Source organism: Mesorhizobium sp. M1312 (genome assembly GCF_040318115.1).
In the GTDB taxonomy this organism is placed as follows: Bacteria; Pseudomonadota; Alphaproteobacteria; order Rhizobiales; family Rhizobiaceae; genus Mesorhizobium.
Window position 1 is genome coordinate 217,149 of the sequence record NZ_JAMYLQ010000001.1, and the last position, 16,679, is coordinate 233,827.

The 16,679-nt window shown below is 63.1% G+C and carries 19 protein-coding genes and 1 pseudogene; 11 read left to right on the forward strand and 9 right to left on the reverse strand.

Annotated features, from left to right (window positions below):
- Positions 1–80: 80 nt before the first annotated feature.
- From trpA to NKH36_RS01105, 3 genes are read right to left on the reverse strand one after another with little or no spacing between them, the layout of a single operon-like run.
- Entirely contained in the window at positions 81–920 is an 840-nt protein-coding gene (gene trpA / locus NKH36_RS01095) for a tryptophan synthase subunit alpha (protein ID WP_352959740.1), read from the reverse strand.
- 2 nt (positions 921–922) lie between these two features.
- Positions 923–2,173, reverse strand: a complete 1,251-nt coding sequence (trpB, locus tag NKH36_RS01100) for a tryptophan synthase subunit beta (protein ID WP_352959741.1) — start codon at positions 2,171–2,173, stop codon at positions 923–925.
- Between the two features lie 33 nt (positions 2,174–2,206).
- The gene (locus NKH36_RS01105; RefSeq protein WP_352959742.1) at positions 2,207–2,866 is read right to left on the reverse strand and encodes a phosphoribosylanthranilate isomerase; all 660 of its coding nucleotides are present in this window, start codon (positions 2,864–2,866) and stop codon (positions 2,207–2,209) included.
- Between the two features lie 141 nt (positions 2,867–3,007).
- On the opposite strand from NKH36_RS01105, the gene NKH36_RS01110 reads away from it, so the two are divergent.
- Positions 3,008–3,226, forward strand: a complete 219-nt coding sequence (locus tag NKH36_RS01110; protein WP_095493985.1) for a hypothetical protein — start codon at positions 3,008–3,010, stop codon at positions 3,224–3,226.
- Positions 3,227–3,235: 9 nt separating this feature from the next.
- On the opposite strand, the gene NKH36_RS01115 is transcribed toward NKH36_RS01110, so the two are convergent.
- From NKH36_RS01115 to NKH36_RS01130, 4 genes are all read right to left on the reverse strand, one after another.
- Positions 3,236–3,994, reverse strand: a complete 759-nt coding sequence (locus NKH36_RS01115; RefSeq protein ID WP_352959743.1) for a M48 family metallopeptidase — start codon at positions 3,992–3,994, stop codon at positions 3,236–3,238.
- Between the two features lie 100 nt (positions 3,995–4,094).
- Positions 4,095–4,580, reverse strand: a complete 486-nt coding sequence (locus NKH36_RS01120) for a DUF2852 domain-containing protein (RefSeq protein WP_352959744.1) — start codon at positions 4,578–4,580, stop codon at positions 4,095–4,097.
- 117 nt (positions 4,581–4,697) lie between these two features.
- Positions 4,698–5,840 (reverse strand): benzoate/H(+) symporter BenE family transporter, encoded by a 1,143-nt coding sequence (locus NKH36_RS01125; RefSeq protein ID WP_352959745.1) that lies wholly within the window; start codon positions 5,838–5,840, stop codon positions 4,698–4,700.
- Positions 5,841–5,844: 4 nt separating this feature from the next.
- A complete protein-coding gene (locus NKH36_RS01130) occupies positions 5,845–6,615 on the reverse strand; it encodes an alpha/beta hydrolase (protein WP_352959746.1) in 771 nt (256 codons plus the stop codon).
- 210 nt (positions 6,616–6,825) lie between these two features.
- On the opposite strand from NKH36_RS01130, the gene infC reads away from it, so the two are divergent.
- Both infC and NKH36_RS01140 read left to right on the forward strand, forming a co-directional pair.
- Positions 6,826–7,362, forward strand: coding sequence for a translation initiation factor IF-3 (gene infC / locus NKH36_RS01135; protein WP_077374810.1), 537 nt, complete (start codon positions 6,826–6,828; stop codon positions 7,360–7,362).
- A 130-nt stretch (positions 7,363–7,492) separates the two neighbouring features.
- Positions 7,493–8,137, forward strand: coding sequence for a methyltransferase family protein (locus NKH36_RS01140; protein WP_352959747.1), 645 nt, complete (start codon positions 7,493–7,495; stop codon positions 8,135–8,137).
- Between the two features lie 46 nt (positions 8,138–8,183).
- Here the strand turns inward: NKH36_RS01140 and NKH36_RS01145 are convergent, their stop codons facing one another.
- Positions 8,184–8,417, reverse strand: coding sequence for a hypothetical protein (locus NKH36_RS01145; RefSeq protein ID WP_352959846.1), 234 nt, complete (start codon positions 8,415–8,417; stop codon positions 8,184–8,186).
- On the opposite strand from NKH36_RS01145, the gene NKH36_RS01150 reads away from it, so the two are divergent.
- The 6 genes from NKH36_RS01150 (at position 8,364) to pheT (ending at position 13,751) form a co-directional block, all read left to right on the forward strand.
- Complete coding sequence (locus tag NKH36_RS01150) at positions 8,364–8,939, forward strand: methyltransferase family protein (protein WP_352959838.1); 576 nt, start codon at positions 8,364–8,366, stop codon at positions 8,937–8,939. The two genes, NKH36_RS01145 and NKH36_RS01150, sit on opposite strands and share 54 nt — an antisense overlap.
- 160 nt (positions 8,940–9,099) lie before the next feature.
- A complete protein-coding gene (rpmI, locus tag NKH36_RS01155) occupies positions 9,100–9,303 on the forward strand; it encodes a 50S ribosomal protein L35 (RefSeq protein ID WP_006201248.1) in 204 nt (67 codons plus the stop codon).
- A gap of 38 nt (positions 9,304–9,341) precedes the next feature.
- The gene (rplT, locus tag NKH36_RS01160) at positions 9,342–9,743 is read left to right on the forward strand and encodes a 50S ribosomal protein L20 (RefSeq protein WP_006201247.1); all 402 of its coding nucleotides are present in this window, start codon (positions 9,342–9,344) and stop codon (positions 9,741–9,743) included.
- A 95-nt stretch (positions 9,744–9,838) separates the two neighbouring features.
- Positions 9,839–10,924: a phenylalanine--tRNA ligase subunit alpha gene (gene pheS, locus NKH36_RS01165; protein WP_352959748.1), complete on the forward strand. Its 1,086-nt coding sequence runs from the start codon at positions 9,839–9,841 to the stop codon at positions 10,922–10,924.
- The gene (locus tag NKH36_RS01170) at positions 10,921–11,346 is read left to right on the forward strand and encodes a GFA family protein (RefSeq protein ID WP_352959749.1); all 426 of its coding nucleotides are present in this window, start codon (positions 10,921–10,923) and stop codon (positions 11,344–11,346) included. The genes pheS and NKH36_RS01170 overlap by 4 nt, the downstream gene beginning before the upstream one ends.
- A complete protein-coding gene (gene pheT, locus NKH36_RS01175) occupies positions 11,343–13,751 on the forward strand; it encodes a phenylalanine--tRNA ligase subunit beta (protein ID WP_352959750.1) in 2,409 nt (802 codons plus the stop codon). The genes NKH36_RS01170 and pheT overlap by 4 nt, the downstream gene beginning before the upstream one ends.
- A gap of 323 nt (positions 13,752–14,074) precedes the next feature.
- On the opposite strand, the gene NKH36_RS01180 is transcribed toward pheT, so the two are convergent.
- Positions 14,075–15,070, reverse strand: coding sequence for an aldo/keto reductase (locus tag NKH36_RS01180; RefSeq protein WP_352959751.1), 996 nt, complete (start codon positions 15,068–15,070; stop codon positions 14,075–14,077).
- A gap of 96 nt (positions 15,071–15,166) precedes the next feature.
- Between NKH36_RS01180 and NKH36_RS01185 the strand changes: the two genes are divergently transcribed.
- On the forward strand, positions 15,167–16,057 hold the full coding sequence (locus tag NKH36_RS01185) for a LysR family transcriptional regulator (RefSeq protein ID WP_352959752.1): 891 nt from the start codon (positions 15,167–15,169) through the stop codon (positions 16,055–16,057).
- 28 nt (positions 16,058–16,085) lie between these two features.
- Positions 16,086–16,645, forward strand: a pseudogene (locus tag NKH36_RS01190) (cytochrome b).
- Positions 16,646–16,679: the final 34 nt, after the last annotated feature.

A 16,679-nucleotide genomic window follows, 5' to 3' on the forward strand; every position in this document is an offset into this window, starting at 1 on the left:
TCCTGACGAAGAGTTAGACCATGATCCCGAAAAGTGAAAACCGGTTTCGCTGGAGATCATGGTCAACCAGAAGATCAAGACTATTCGGCGGCAGCAAGGCGAGCCGCACGCACGCCTTGCGAAAGCCCGCTAACCAGCGTGGCAACCGCCTCGGCCGGGTCGGCGGTCTTTTCGCCCTTCGGCCCCAGAACATTGGCGACCGCATTGACAATCGCGGTGCCGACGACGACGCCGTCGGCCGACGCCCCGATGATGCGTGCCTGCTCAGCGGTCTTGACGCCGAAGCCGACGCAGACCGGCAGGTCGGTATGGCCCTTGATGCGCGTGACTGCCGCGGCCACCTTGCCGGTGTCGGCAAGCGCTGAGCCGGTGATGCCGGTCATCGATACGTAATAGACGAAGCCGGAGGTGTTCTGCAGCACTTTGGGCAGGCGCTTGTCGTCGGTGGTCGGCGTCGCCAGCCGGATGAAATTGATGCCGGCCTTCAGCGCCGGAATGCACAATTCCTCATCCATTTCCGGCGGCAGATCGACGACGATCAGCCCGTCGATGCCGCTGGCCAACGCGTCGCTCAGGAAGCGGTCGACGCCGTGGATGTAGATCGGATTGTAGTAGCCCATCAGTACGATCGGCGTTTCATTATCGGCGGCACGGAATTCCGACGCCATTTTCAGCGTCTTGACCAGCGTCTGGCCGCCTTTCAGCGCGCGCAGCCCGGCCGCCTGGATCGCCGGGCCGTCGGCCATCGGATCGGAAAACGGCATGCCCATTTCGATGATGTCGGCGCCTGCCTTGGGCAGCGCCTTCATGATCGCCAAAGCGGTGTCGTAGTCCGGGTCGCCGCTCATGAAATAGGTGACGAGCGCCGGGCGGCCCTCGGCCTTCAGCTTAGCCATGCGGCGGTCGATGCGGGTGGTCATGATCAGATCTCCATGCCCAGCATATTGGCCACCGTGTGCACGTCCTTGTCGCCGCGGCCGGACAAATTCACGATGACGATCTGGTCCTTGTCCATGGCGGGTACGATCTTCACCGCATGCGCGATGGCGTGGGCGGATTCGAGCGCCGGGATGATGCCTTCGACGCGTGTCGTCAGCTGGAATGCCTCCAGCGCCTCGTCGTCGAGAATTGGCACATAGTCGACGCGGCCCGAGTCGCGCAGCCAGGAATGCTCCGGCCCGACGCCCGGATAGTCGAGGCCGGCCGAGATCGAATGCCCGTCCATGATCTGCCCGTCGGCGTTCTGCAGGAGATAGGTGCGGTTGCCGTGCAGCACGCCGGGCGCGCCGGCACTCATCGAGGCGCAATGCTCGATGCCGTCCAGGCCGCGGCCGCCGGCCTCGATGCCGATGATGCGGACCTCTTTGTCGTCGAGGAAGGGATGGAACAGGCCGATGGCATTCGAGCCGCCGCCGACGGCGGCGATGATCGTGTCCGGCAGCCGGCCTTCCTGCTCGAGGATCTGGGCGCGCGCCTCAATCCCGATCACCGACTGGAAGTCGCGCACCAGCTCCGGATAGGGGTGCGGGCCGGCGGCGGTGCCGATCAGGTAATAGGTGTCCTCGACATTGGTCACCCAATCCCGAAGAGCTTCGTTCATGGCGTCCTTCAGCGTACCGTGGCCGGCGATCACTGGCCGCACCTCGGCACCGAGCAGCTTCATCCGGAAGACGTTCGGGCTTTGCCGGGCGACATCGGTGGCGCCCATATAGACGACACACGGAAAGCCGAAACGCGCCGCCACCGTGGCCGACGCCACGCCGTGCTGGCCGGCGCCGGTCTCGGCGATGATGCGCTTCTTGCCCATGCGCTTAGCCAGCAGGATCTGGCCGAGGCAATTGTTGATCTTGTGCGAGCCGGTGTGGTTCAGATCCTCGCGCTTGAAATAGACCTTTGCGCCGCCCCCAAGACCCTGCGCCGAGGAAACCTCGCGAAGATGCCGGGTTAGGCCTTCGGCGAAATAAAGCTTCGACGGCCGCCCGGCATAGTGGGTTGAAAGATCAGTCAGTTCGGCCTTGAAATCCGGATCGTCCTTGACTTCATTCCAGTGCCGCTCGAGGTCGAGGATCAGCGGCATCAACGTTTCGGCAACGAAACGACCGCCGAAGATGCCGAACATGCCCTGCTCGTCGGGTCCGGTGCGGAAGGAATTGGGTATCGCCGGCTTGTTCATCGCCGATCTCCTAGCTTGTGGTTTGAAGCACGGTCAGGCGGCGCGGTTGTCGCGTGCTGCCCTGACGGCCCGGAAAAACTGTTCGATCAGCGCGGGATCCTTGACGCCCGGCGCGCTTTCCACACCCGAGGAAATGTCTAATCCGGACGGGTTGGCAAGCCGAAGGGCATCGCCGATATTGGCGGCGTTGAGCCCACCGGAAAGCATGTAATCGACGCCTGCGTCAAGGCCGGCCAGAACGCGCCAGTCGAAGGCAATGCCGTTGCCGCCGGGCAGTTCCGAACCTTTCGGCGGCTTGGCGTCGAACAGGAAACGGTCGGCTATGCCGACGAAGGGTCTTATCCGCTCCAGATCGGCAGCCTCGCTGACCGACAGCGCCTTCATCACCGGCAGGCCATAGCGGGCCTTGATCTCGGCCACCCGCTCGGGCGTTTCCGAACCATGCAGCTGCAGCATATCCGGGCGCATTTTTTCGACGATTTCATCCAGAAACGCATCGCCGGCGTCGACCGTCACGGCAACCGCCTTGGCCTTGCCGATTGCCGCTTCGCGCAAGCGGCCGGCTCCCGCCGGTTCGAGACAGCGCGGGCTTTTGGCAAAGAAAATAAAGCCGACATGGCTGGCGCCGCCGGCCAATGCCGCGGCCAACGCCTTGTCGGTCTTCAATCCGCATATCTTGATGTCGAGCGCCATGGCGCGGGATTGGCACGAAACGGCAAAAGAGTCGAGAAAAAGCGTTCTGTTTGCCGCCAGCGCGGAACGCGCTACCTTCCTAAGACAAGAGAGCGGAACGCGCTAGCTTACTTCAGATAGTACAGGCGGGAGCAAACAAGCATGGCAGACGAAACCGTCGCCCAACTCAGGCAAAAGATCGCGCAGGCCCGCGAAGTCATCGCTCATCTGATGGACAAGGCCGCCTTCAACGGCGCCGAGGCGCACCGCGCGCTCGACTATTTCGGCAGCAACGCCTTCAAGAAGGACTTCTTGCCATGGCCGCGCCATACCGACGAAGGCTTGCGTCCTGAAGAGCTCAACGCTGCCAACGACGATTGATCCGGCGATCTACTCGAACATGATCGCTTGCAGCGAGCCGCCATTGCGCTTGAGCCAATCCTTGCAGCGCTCGGTGTCGGGGCAGAGCTGCTCGCACAATTTCCAGAATTTCGGGCCGTGGTTCATCTCCTTGAGATGCGCCACCTCATGCGCGACGAGGTAGTTTATGACCGGTCGCGGCGCCATCATGATGCGCCAGGAGAAGGATAGATTGCCGTCCGACGTGCACGATCCCCAGCGGCTCGACGTGTCCTTGAAGCGGATTGCCTTGGCGCGCTTGCCGACCGCCCCGGTATGCTTGACCACCAGCGCCTCGATCTCGCGCTTGGCTTCGCGCTTGAGAAAATCGGCGATGCGGCGCGGCAGGTGCACGCGATCGCCATGCACGATCATCAGCGGACCGCGTTCGTCGCGCGACAGCGTGACGGTCCCGCGTTTCGAAGGCTCATGAACGATGCGATGCGGCACGCCGCGCACCGGTATCTTGATGCCCGGCCGCACCTGCGGCCGGTTGGGCACCTTGGCCAGCCGCTGCTCCAGCCAGTCCTGATGGCGATCGAGGAATTTTTCGACCTCGCCCCGCCGCAGGCCCGGCGGCACGGTGATGCGCAGACCACGGCCGCCGGAATCGATGCGCAGCGTCAGCCGCCGTGCCCGGTCGCTCTCGACGATCTTGAGCGGCAGCGTGCGGCCGGCAACACAATGCTCCCGCTCCACGACGGGGGCGGGCCTGGGTTTGGTCAGGTTGCGGAAGAAGCCGAATGACATGGCAGGACGATACGTGATTCGAGGAAAACGAATAGAACAAAAAAGAAACGGCGCCGCTGACGCGACGCCGTGTTTGATTATTTATATCGGGCCAAGTGCGTTACTCGTCCAGTAGGCCTGGCGTGGATTTGCCACCGTTGCCAGTTCCCGTCGAGCCGGTCGATCCACCAGTTGTAGGAGATGTCGGCTTGTTGCGGTTCGCCATGAAGCGATCGAACTCTTCCTGGTCCTTGGCGCGACGCAATTCCCTGGCATATTCATCGAACTCGCTCAGCATCTCGTCGAGCTTGCGGCGCTCTTCATTGAGCCGCTCGAGTTCCTTTTCGCGCCAGTCGTCGAAAGCGACGTTGCCGGTGCGGGCGGAGCCGTGGCCCCAGCGCGCCGCTCTGTCGGAACCGCGGCGGCAACCGGCAAAGATGCCGTCGGTCGCGCGGTTGACGTCGCGCTTGAAGCCCTCAAGCCGATCGCCCCAGATGATGTAGGCGAGCATAGCGAGGCCGAGCGGCCAGAACACCATGAAGCCGATCACCATCAGAGCGATGGTCGCCGGCGTCCAGGCCGGACGGATCAATGCAGATGTGTTCATTTTCTCCCAATCCTTCAGTTGGAGACAGCCAATCTCGGCTGCGTGGAATCGAAATGGGATGGGAAAAACGGCGATTCAAGACAGTGTCGGCCAAAACCGGACAAGCATTTGAAATCCTTATCGCTTTTTGAACGTTTCAAGGAAAAGAACAACCAGGCCCGCAATCAGCCCCCAGAACGCCGCGCCAACGCCGAACAGCGTCAGCCCGGAGGCGGTGACGGCAAAGGTGACGGTGGCGGCCATGCGTTCGCCGTCTTCCTTCAAGGCGATCGACAGCGCGTTGGCGAGCGGCGACATCAGCGCCAGTCCGGCCACCAGCACGATCAGGCTCTGCGGCAGCACCGCGAAGATCGCCACCAGCGAGGCGCCGAAAATGGCGAAGACGAGATAGGCAAGCGCGTAGAAAGGACCGGTCTTCCAGCGCTCGCCCGGATCGGGATGCACGTCGGGGCCGGTGCAGATCGCCGCCGAGATCGCCGCCAGATTGGTGGTCGAGGCCCCGAACGGCGCCGACAGCAGCGAAAGCAGGCCGGTGACGCCGATCAGCGGGCCAGGTTCCGGGTGATAGCCCGCGGCCCTCAGCACAGCGAGGCCGGACAGGTTCTGCGAGGCCATGGTGACGAGATAGAGCGGCAGCGCCAGGCCGATGATCGCCGTGACGGTGAACTGCGGCGCAATCAGCGTCAATGTCGAAAGTTCCGGGGTCGGCAGACCACCGACCCGGCCGGTGAGGAAGGCGGCAGCGCCGCCGCCGACCACCACCGCCAGCACCGAGAGCGCCGGATTGAACAAGCGGATGACAAAGAAGGCGGCGATCAGCGGCAGGATCAGCCACGGGTCGACGGGAATGGCCTTTACCGCATTGATGGCGAAGGTGACGACGATGCCCGCGAGCATCCCCGACGCGACCGAGGCCGGTATCCTGGCGATCAGCTTGGTCAAAGGCCTGAACAGGCCGGTGGCAATCAGCAAAATCCCGGTGACGATGAAGGCGCCGACGGCCTCGCCGATCGAAAAGCCGCTCGATGCCGCGATCAGCGCCACCCCCGGCGTCGACCATGCGGCGATGACCGGCATCCTGGTGCGCCATGACAGCCACAGGCTCTCAATCGCCATGGCGAGGCAGATCGCCGTCACCCAGCTCGCGGTTTCGACCTGCGTCGCGCCGACCGCCTTGGCGGCAGCGATGACGATGGCCAGCGTGCCGCCGAAGCCGACAATCGCCGCGACGAAGGCGGATACCGGAATGGAAATGCGCATGTCCCTAGCCTGCCTGCCGCACCATGGCGTCGACCGCCCGCACCAGCATGTCGAGATCCTGAGGCCGCGACAGGCGGTGGTCGCCGTCGGGGATCAGCGACAGCGTGACGTCGTCGGCCGGCAGCAGGCCGACCAGTTTCAGCGCATGGCTCGGCGGCACGTCGGCATCGGCCAGCCCTTGCAAAATGTGAACAGGGCAATGGGTGTCGATCGGCCCGGTCATTGTCAGGTTGCTGCGGCCGTCCTCGATCAGCGCACGGGTGTAGATGTAAGGCTCGGCCGAATAGCCCGACGGTTCTTCGAAAAAACCCTTTTTGGCAAGATCGCGCTTCTGCGCTTTGGTCAGCGCCGGCTCGACCAGCTCTGCGGTGAAATCCGGCGCCGGCGCCAGAAGCACCAGGCCGGCGATGCGGTTTTCGCCTGATTTGTCTTGGCGCAGTTCTTGGACCATGCGCAGCGCGATCCATGCGCCCATCGACGAGCCGACCAGGATTTGCCTGCCTTGCGTGAAATGGCGGAAGACAGCGAGGCTTTGCGAAAGCCAGTTAGAGATGGTGCCGTCGGCAAAGGCGCCGCCCGATTCGCCATGACCGGAATAGTCGTGGCGCAGGAAAGCCCGGCCTTGCCCGCGCGCCCATTCCGCCAGCTTCTCGGCTTTGGTGCCCAGCATGTCCGACTTGTAGCCGCCGAGCCAGACGATGCCTGGCGCGGCACCCGCAGCGCGCCTGACAGCGATGCTGGTTCCGTCGACGTCGAGAAAAACCGGTGCGGTCATGGCTCACTCCTCACGCAGGTCTTTTGACACAGCTGGCGGTTCAACGAAAAGTGCTCGGCAACTTTCTTCGTTTGGTACAGGCAGAAGTCAGGGAACAGGTGATTTCCTGTGAACGCTGTGCTATTGACTCCGGCCGCGCGCTCACCACATTGGCGCGTTCGCAATCCGAATTGAAAATCCTGAACGAAACGGCTCAAGGAGACCACGACCATTCGCAGACCTTTCAAAGCAACGGCGCCCACCAAAGAGGGCCCGCGCTCCAACCGTGACATCCGGGTTCCCCGGGTCCAACTTATCGACGCCGAAGGCCACAACCATGGCGATGTCTCCATCAACGACGCATTGCTGCTCGCCGAAGAGGCTGGGCTCGATCTGGTCGAGATATCGCCCAACGCAGTGCCGCCCGTCGTAAAAATTCTCGATCTCGGCAAGCTGAAATACGCCAACCAAAAGAAGGCGGCTGAGGCGCGCAAGAACCAGAAGGTCATCGAGATCAAGGAGATCAAGATGCGCCCGAACATCGACAGCCATGACTACGAGACCAAGATGAAAGCGGTCCGGCGGTTTTTCGAGGAAGGTGACAAGGTCAAGCTGACATTGCGCTTTCGCGGCCGCGAGATGGCGCATATGGAGCTCGGCATGCAGCTTTTGAACAAAGTTCGCGAGGAAGTGGCGCCGATCGCCAAGGTCGAAGCCGAACCGAAGCTCGAAGGCCGCCAGATGATGATGGTGCTGGCGCCCCGCTAAAGCGATCCCGTCAAAAGCAAAGGCCGCTTCGGCGGCCTTTTGTTTTTGTCTTTGTCCTCGCCATGATTTCTCCGCAAGTTGCATCGACAAGGATTCTGGTTGCCGGTCCTCGCGGCGAAAGGATTGTCCCATGGCCGCTGCGGCACGTTCTCCGATTGAAAAGTCGTTCGACGAAATGGGCCGCTATCAGCGGCGCCGGCGCGTCCTGCTGGCGCTGCTGATCGGTGCTTTTTGCGCTTTGCTGATCTTCGGCGGCTCCACGCACGATGAACTAGGCCACGAACGCATAGAGGGGCAGTACGGGATCGCCCTGATACTGATCGGGATCGGCGGCCGGCTCTGGTCGATCCTCTATATCGGCGGCCGCAAGTCGGCCGAAGTGGTTGCTACCGGCCCATATTCGGTGATGCGCAACCCGCTGTATTTTTTCTCCACCGTAGCGGCCGCCGGCATCGGCGCCCAGACCGGCAGCGTGATCGTCTCGGTGGCGTCGGCGGTTTTGTGCGCGGCCGCGTTCTACATCGTCACGCTACGCGAGGAACGGCATTTGACGACTGTGCTCGGGGCACCGTACAAGGACTACATCGCACGGGTGCCGCGGTTTTTTCCCAATCCCCGGCTTTATCGCGATCAGGCCCAGGTCACCTTCACACCGCGCATCTTCAATCACACGCTGCGCGACGGCTTGATGTTCCTGGCCTCCATACCGTTTTTCGAACTCATCGAGTCCGGACAGGAAAGCGGTGTAATTCCCGTCCTCTTCTGGCTGTATTGAGCGGGATGGGCAGGCAAAGGAGGCGACAGCATTAAATACGCCTGAGTCATCCTGCAAAGGCGTCCCGGCGATCGGCGGGGGCGCCTGTTTTCTTGGCCAGACGCTGCGATCGCTGGCGAAATTCCTCGACGATCGGATTTCCGACATGCTTAATGAAGTTAAATCGGCGCGGGCCGAACAAGCGCAGGCCAAGCGTGCGCTGGGCAGATATCAGCACGCGCGCAGGATGGTGCTTACCGCCCTCGTGGTCGTCATGTTCGCGGCGCTGTTGTTTGGCCAATCTGCTTTTCCTCCCGAAAGCGTGCCGCATGAAACGATCGAAATGGTCGGCGTCCTGCTGATCTTTCTCGGCATTGTCGGGCGCTTGTGGTCGACGCTCTATATCGGCGGACGCAAATCCTCAGAGGTGGTTACCGGCGGACCCTATTCGATCACCCGCAATCCGCTCTATGTCTTCTCCTCGATAGCTGCCGCCGGCGTCGGCGCGCAGATGGGCTCGATCACTGCGGCGATCGGCTTCGCGGTGATTTGCGCCGCCGCCTTTCATGTCGTCATCCTGCGCGAAGAGAAGTTCCTGAAGGAGGCCTTCGGAACTCCATTCCAGGCCTATATGGCGCTGGTGCCGCGATTCTTCCCGAAGCTTTCGCTGTATCAGGAAGGCGACACCGGCAGCTTCAAGCCGCGCCTGCTGCGGACGACGCTGCTGGACGGACTGGTGTTCCTCGTTGCCATGCCGTTTTTCGAATCGATCGACGGCGCCCAGCAATCGGGCATACTGCCGGTGCTGTTCCGTTTCCCATAGGCACAGGGTGTTGCGCGCCGGCCCGCTTTGACGTATAGCACCGCCGTTCCCAAAAACCGCCCGGCAGGGCATGCCGTGGCGGTTTCATTTGCTTTTCGGGCTTTGGTCGGCCTGAAGCGAACAAAAAGCGCGATGATGCGCACATAAACGGAGTAGCAAAATGCCCAAGATGAAGACCAAGTCAGCCGCTAAGAAGCGGTTCAAGATCACAGGTACGGGTAAAGTCCTGTCGGCTGCGGCCGGCAAGCGTCACGGCATGATCAAGCGTTCCAACAAGTTCATTCGAAATGCCCGCGGCACGATGGTTCTGGCTGAACCGGATGGCAAGAAGGTCATCAAGAATTTTCTGCCGAACGGCCTCTAAGGCATTCGGTCTGGACAACGTTTTAAGGAGATCATGACATGGCACGCGTAAAAAGAGGCGTCACCTCGCACGCCAAGCACAAGAAGGTCCTGAAAGCCGCCAAGGGTTTTTATGGCCGCCGCAAGAACACCATTCGCATCGCCAAGCAGGCGGTGGAAAAGTCGCTGCAGTATGCCTACCGCGACCGCAAGAACCGCAAGCGCTCGTTCCGCGCTCTGTGGATCCAGCGCATCAATGCCGCGACCCACGAGCATGGCCTGACCTATGGCCGCTTCATCGACGGTCTCAACAAGGCCGGCATCGAGATCGATCGCAAGATCCTGTCGGACATGGCCATCCACGAGCCGCAGGCATTTGCCGCACTTGTGGCCAAGGCCAAGGTCGCGCTCGAATACCTCAAGAACACCACGCCGAACGCTTTTGAAAGCGCTGTAGCCTAACCAGCGCCTTCCCAAGCACTTCGACACTTGATTTGGGAAACCCGCGCTGGCAGGGCTGGCGCGGGTTTTTCTTTGCCTCCAATCGAGTCTGAAACATGAGTGACATGGAAACTCTCGAAAATTCCCTGATGAGCGACATTGCGTCGGCCGCCGACGAGCAGGCGATCGAAGCCGTGCGTGTTTCAGCGCTCGGCAAGAAGGGCTCGGTCTCCGAAATGCTGAAGACGCTCGGCTCGATGAGCGCGGAAGAGCGCCAGATAAAGGGCCCGGCGATCAACGGCCTCAAGAACCGCATCACCGAGGCGCTTACCGCGCGCCGCGCCGAACTGAAGGACGTGGCGATCGCCGCACGGCTCGCGGCGGAAAAGGTCGACGTCACGCTGCCGGTGCGGCAATCGCCGGCCGAGCGCGGCCGCATCCATCCGATCAGCCAGGTCAGCGACGAGATTGCCGCTATCTTCGGCGACCTCGGCTTTGCCATTGCCGAAGGCCCCGATATCGAGACCGACTATTACAATTTCACCGCGCTGAATTTCCCGGAAGGCCATCCGGCGCGCGAGATGCACGACACCTTCTTCTTCCAGCCGGATGAGAAGGGCGAGCGCAAGCTTTTGCGCACCCATACCTCGCCGGTGCAGATCCGCACCATGGAGATGCAGAAGCCGCCGATCCGCATCGTCATTCCCGGAAAAACCTACCGGCAGGATTCAGATGCCACCCACTCGCCGATGTTCCATCAGGTCGAGGGGTTGGTGATCGACAGATCAGCCAATGTCGCCAACATGAAATGGGTGCTGGAGGAGTTCTGCAAGGCCTTCTTCGAGGTGCCGCAGGTCAAGATGCGCTTCCGGCCGTCCTTCTTCCCGTTCACCGAACCCAGCATGGAGGTCGACATCCAGTGCGACCGTTCGCGGCCGGGCGAGGTGCGCTTCGGCGAAGGCTCCGACTGGATGGAGATCCTCGGCTGCGGCATGGTCCACCCCAATGTGCTGAGATACGGCGGGCTCGATCCCGACGAGTATCAGGGTTTTGCCTGGGGCATGGGCATCGATCGCATAGCCATGCTGAAATACGGCATGCCGGACCTGCGCGCCTTCTTCGACGCCGATGTGCGCTGGCTGTCGCATTACGGCTTCCGGCCGCTCGACATGCCGACGCTATTCGCAGGCTTAAGCGCATGACAGCGGCCCACACCGGCGGCTGTCGTTGCGGCGCCGTGCGGTTCGAGGCTTCGGCCGAACCGCACCATGTCAGCTATTGCCATTGCGGCGATTGCCGGCGGGCCAGCGGCGCGCCGGTGTCGGCTTTCGTCGGCTTCATGACCGAGCAGGTCGCCTTCACGGGCAAGGCGCTGAAGATGTTCGAGAACGGGTCGGTGACGCGCTCCTTTTGCGGCGTCTGCGGCTCGCCGATCGCCTATGTCGACGAGCGGCTGGCCGACCATATCTATTTCGTGCTCGGCTCCATGGACATGCCGGCCTATTTCAAGCCGACGCACCACGCCCATGTGCGTGAGCAACTGCCCTTCCTGCACATGCCGGACGACTTGCCGCGCCATTTGAAGACCAGCGTGCCCAGACCATCAGACGGAACACAGTCATGAAACTCACCCTCTCCTGGCTCAAGGACCACCTCGAGACCGACGCCTCGCTGGCCGAGATCGTCGAGCGGCTGACCTCGATCGGCCTCGAAGTCGAGCATGTCGACGACAGGGCGAGCCTGAAGCCTTTCGTCATCGCCAAGGTGCTGACGGCCGTGCAGCATCCCGACGCCGACCGGCTGCGCCTCCTGACGATCGATACCGGCGACGGCAAGGCCCCCGTGCAGGTCGTGTGTGGAGCGCCGAACGCCCGCGCGGGCCTGATCGGCGCCTTTGCAGCACCCGGCACCTATATTCCGGGCATCGACGTGACGCTGACGGTCGGCAAGATCAGGGGCGTCGAAAGCCATGGCATGATGTGCTCCGAGCGCGAGCTCGAGCTTTCCGAAGAGCATGACGGCATCATCGATCTGCCGGCCGATGCGCCGGTCGGCACCAGCTACGCCGCCTATGCGCATCTCGACGATCCGGTCATAGAGATCAATTTGACGCCGAACCGGCCGGACGCGACCAGCGTCTATGGCATCGCCCGCGATCTGGCGGCGAGCGGACTCGGCCGCCTCGTCGGCGGCGCGGTCATGCCGCATGCCGGCAGCGGCATGTGCCCGGTGAAGGTGACGATCGAAACCCCTGAGCTTTGCCCCGGCTTCGCGCTGAGATTGGTGAAAGGCGTGAAGAACGGTCCGTCGCCGAAATGGCTGCAGCAGCGGCTGATCGCCATCGGGCTTCGGCCGATCAGCGCGCTGGTCGACATCACCAACTACGTCACCTTCGACCGCGGCCGGCCCTTGCATGTGTTCGACGCGAACAAGGTCGCTGGCAATCTCACCGTGCGGCGGGCGCGTGACGGTGAAAAGGTGCTGGCGCTTGACGGCCGCGAATACATGCTGACGCCTGACATGTGCGTGATCGCAGACGAGGACGGCGTCGAATCGATTGCCGGCATCATGGGCGGCGAGCATTCGGGCTGCGACGAGAACACCACCGACGTGCTGATCGAATCGGCCCTTTGGGATCCGATCACCACGGCCCGCACCGGCCGGACGCTCGGCATTATCAGCGATGCGCGTTACCGGTTCGAGCGCGGCGTCGACCCTGAATTCATGGTTCCCGGGGTGGAGCTGGCGACCAAGCTGGTGCTGGACTTGTGCGGCGGCACACCGACGGAAATCGAGGTGGCCGGCTATGCCGGCTATGTCGAGAAGATCGTTTCCTTCCCGCTGTCGGAAGTGAAGCGGCTGACCGGCATCGAGGTGCTGCGCTCGACAAGCCTCGACATTCTTGTCCGCCTCGGCTTCAAGCCGGAAGGCGCGGGTGATGTCGTCAATGTAGCGGTGCCGTCCTGGCGGCCGGACGTCGACGGCAAGGCCGATCTGGTCGAGGAAGTCATGCGCATCCATGGCGTCGACAATATCGCACCGCAGCCGCTCGGCGCGCATGGTGCCGTCAATGCCAAGATCCTGACTGTCTTGCAGGTCCGCACCCGCGCCGCCAAGCGGGCGCTGGCGGTGCGCGGCATGATGGAGGCCGTCACCTGGTCCTTCATTCCGGCAAAACATGCCGAACTGTTCGGCGGCGGCCAGACAGCGCTCAAGCTCGCCAATCCGATCGCCGCCGACATGTCCGACATGCGGCCGTCGCTGCTGCCCGGCCTGATCGCCGCCTCCCAGCGCAATGCCGACAGAGGCATCGGCGACGTCGCGTTGTTCGAAGTGTCGGGCACCTATGAGGGCGACGGCGCCGACCAGCAGCGGCCCGTCGCCGCCGGCGTGCGGCGCGGTACGGCCAAGCTCGACGGCTCCGGCCGCAATTGGGGAGGCAATGCCGGTCCGGTCGGCGTGTTCGACGCCAAGGCCGATGCGATCGCAGCACTTGAAGCCTGCGGCGCGCCGGTTGAGCGGCTGCAGGTCGAGGCCGGCGGCCCGGCCTGGTATCATCCCGGCCGCTCCGGCACCATCAAGCTTGGACCTAAAGTCATTTTGGGAACGTTCGGCGAATTCCATCCGAAGACGCTGGAGGAATTGGACGTCTCCGGGCCGCTCTGCGGCTTCGAAGTGTTCATCGACGCCGTGCCCGAGCCGAAGGCCAAGCCGACGCGGACAAAACCGAAGCTGGAACTGTCCGCCTTCCAGGCGGTCAAGCGCGACTTCGCCTTCGTCGTCGACAAGGCAGTCGAAGCCGGCACGCTGACCCGCGCCGCCCTTGCCGCCGACAGGAAGCTGATCACCAACGTCTCGGTCTTCGACGTGTTCGAAGGGGCGTCACTCGGCGCGGCCAAGAAATCGATCGCCATCGAGGTGTCGATCCAGCCCGTCGAAAAAACGCTGACCGACGAGGATTTCGAAGCGCTGGCAAAGCGTATCGTCGAGAATGTGCACAAGCAAACCGGCGGCGTGCTGCGCGGCTGAGGGTGCGGGCACATGGCGATCACTGTTGTGCCGTGGTGAGCCTATCTCCGCAGGCGTTGGCGGACAGCGCCCCCTCTGTCCTGCCGGACACCTCCCCCCGCAAGGGGGGAGAATGGCTGTTTCGCCGTCAAGCCATCTTACGGCGTTGCCAGTTGGCGAAAGTGGGAGAGATCAAATCCCCCCCTTGAGGGTCCCTTGAGGGGGAGATGTCCGGCAGGACAGAGGGGGGTGCCTCGCGCCCACGTCTCGCAATTATTTTTGCATTGCGCGGCGCTCGAAGGGGCGCCGAAACGCCCCGTTTCGATTACTCCGTCGATCACCGTTCACCCGTTGACCAGCGCCAGCATCTCTTCGGTGTAGCGCTTGCCGGTGACCTTCTCCGGCGACAGCGCGTCGCCGATGGCGGCCACCTCGTCCTCGCTCAGCGCGATCTGTGCCGCTGCCGCGTTCTGCTCGAGATGGCGGATCTTGCGGGCGCCGGGGATCGGCACGATGAAATCGCCCTGGTGCAGCACCCAGGCCAGCGCCAATTGCGCCGACGTCACGCCCTTCTCCGCCGCCATTGTCTCCAGCGTGGCAATGACCGCCGCATTGGCCGCCATGGCGTCGGCCTGGAAGCGCGGCAAACCACGGCGCCAGTCGTCGGCGCCGAGAACCTCTGGTTTGCTGATGGTGCCGGTCAGCAGGCCGCGGCCGAGCGGGCTGTAGGGGACAAAGCCGATGCCGAGTTCGCGGCAGACGGCAAACACCTCTTCTTCCGGATCGCGGCTCCACAGCGAATATTCGCTCTGCACGGCTGATATCGGATGCACGGCATGCGCCCGGCGGATGGTCGCCGCACTTGCCTCCGACAGACCGAGCGCCCGCACCTTGCCCTCTTGCACCAGCTCGGCCATGGCGCCGACCGTGTCCTCGATCGGCACGTTGGGGTCGACACGGTGCTGGTAGTAGAGGTCGATCACCTCGGTGCCCAACCGCTTGAGTGACGCCTCGGCCACCGCCTTGACGTGTTCGGGACGGCTGTCGACGCCGGCCATGCGCTCGACGCCGTTGCCTTCCTCAAGAATCTTGAAGCCGAATTTTGTCGCGATCGTCACCTGATCGCGCACTGGCTTCAGTGCCTTGCCGAGCAGGATCTCGTTCTCGTAAGGCCCATACACCTCGGCCGTGTCGAAGAAATTGACGCCGATGTCGACGGCCCGGCGTAGCGTGGCAATCGCGTCCGCCTCCGGCTGGCCGCCGTAGACGAAGCTCATCCCCATGCAGCCGAGGCCGACCGGATAGACGTCAAGTTCATTTCCAAGCTTGCGGGTTTGCATCACGCGTCTCCTTGTTGTGATGCGGCAGAGATAGCGCCTTGCACTGCGATCGATAATCGGCTCTTACTTGCACGGGCTGTTCTAAAAAATAGATCAATGAAGCGAACACATCTCTCTCAACTTGCGGTGCTGGCAACCGTCGCCCAGTGCGGCAGCTTTCGCGGCGCGGCCAAGGAACTGGCCATCGCGCCATCGGCCGTCAGCCACGCGGTTTCCAGCCTGGAAGCGCGTCTTGGCGTGCGGCTGCTGGCGCGCAGCACGCGCAGCGTCGTCCCGACCGAGGCAGGCGCGCAGCTGCTCGAGCGGCTGAGGCCGGCGCTGTCGGAAATCGATCTCGCGCTGGAATCGGCGGTCGAGGCGCGCGACCGGCCGGCCGGCAACCTCAGGCTGACCGTGCCGCGCACCGCAGCCCACCTGGCGCTGACGCCGCGGCTCGGCGCCTTTGCCTCGGCCTATCCGGACATCGTGCTGGAGATCGTCATCGAAGACCGCTTCACCGACGTGGTCGAAGGCGGCTTCGACGCCGGCATGCGGCTGGGCGAGAGCCTGCAGCGCGACATGATCGCGGTGCGCATCGGGCCAGACCTTCGCGGCGCCGTCGTCGGCGCGCCATCCTATTTCGCAACCATGCCCAGACCGCGCCACCCCCACGATCTCGCCGGTCACCGTTGTCTCCGCTTCCGCTTCTCCAGCGGCATTCTCTACCGCTGGGAATTCGAGAAGGACGGCGAGGAGATCGAGATGGCGGTGCAAGGGCCGCTGATCCTCGACGAGGACCATCTGATCGCCTATGCGGCGGCCGACGGCGCCGGCCTTGCCTTCGTGTTCGAGGATTATGTTCGCGATGCCATCGCCGCCGGCAAACTCATTCGCGTGCTGGAGGACTGGTGCCCGCCCTTCGACGGCTTCTTCGTCTACTATCCGAGCCGCCGCCAGATGCGGCCGGCGCTGCGAGCGTTCGTCGATTTTTTCAAGGTGACTGGATGAAAGCAGGACTCGCCAGCGTTCATCGACAATGCCTGCGTCGATCACAAACGACACCGCCCGCTATGGCTGGGCGGCGATCGTCCTGCACTGGCCGGCCAGTTCGTGCTCGGCGTCGTCATGGTGCGGGTATCCAGCCAGCGCACCGCATTCGAGCTGATTCAGCTGCACAAATCCCTGGGCTTTCTGCTGCTCGGCCTAGTGATCCTGCGCATCGCCTGGCGCCTCGGCAATGCGGTGCCGGCGCTGCCCCGCTCGGTCGGGCCTTTCGAGCGCCGCGTGGCGCCGCTCGTCCATTTCGCGCTCTATGCGTTTCAGCTCGCGCTGCCGCTGTCGGGCTGGGCGCTGGTGTCAGTGTCGATGCTGGAGATCCCGAGCGTGCCGTTCAACCTGTTCGTCATGCCGGACCTGCCACTCGCGGAATCGGACCCGGCGGAAAGCTTCTGGAGCTCAGCGCACTGGTATCTCGCTTATGCCGGTATCGGGCTTGTCGCCTTGCACATGGCTGCGGCGCTGCGCCATCATTTCTGGCTGAAGGACGCGGTGCTGACGCGCATGATCACGCCTTCGTCGGATCACAACGCGGAATAGGGTGGACGGCTCATTCGTTGATGGGGCGAGGGCG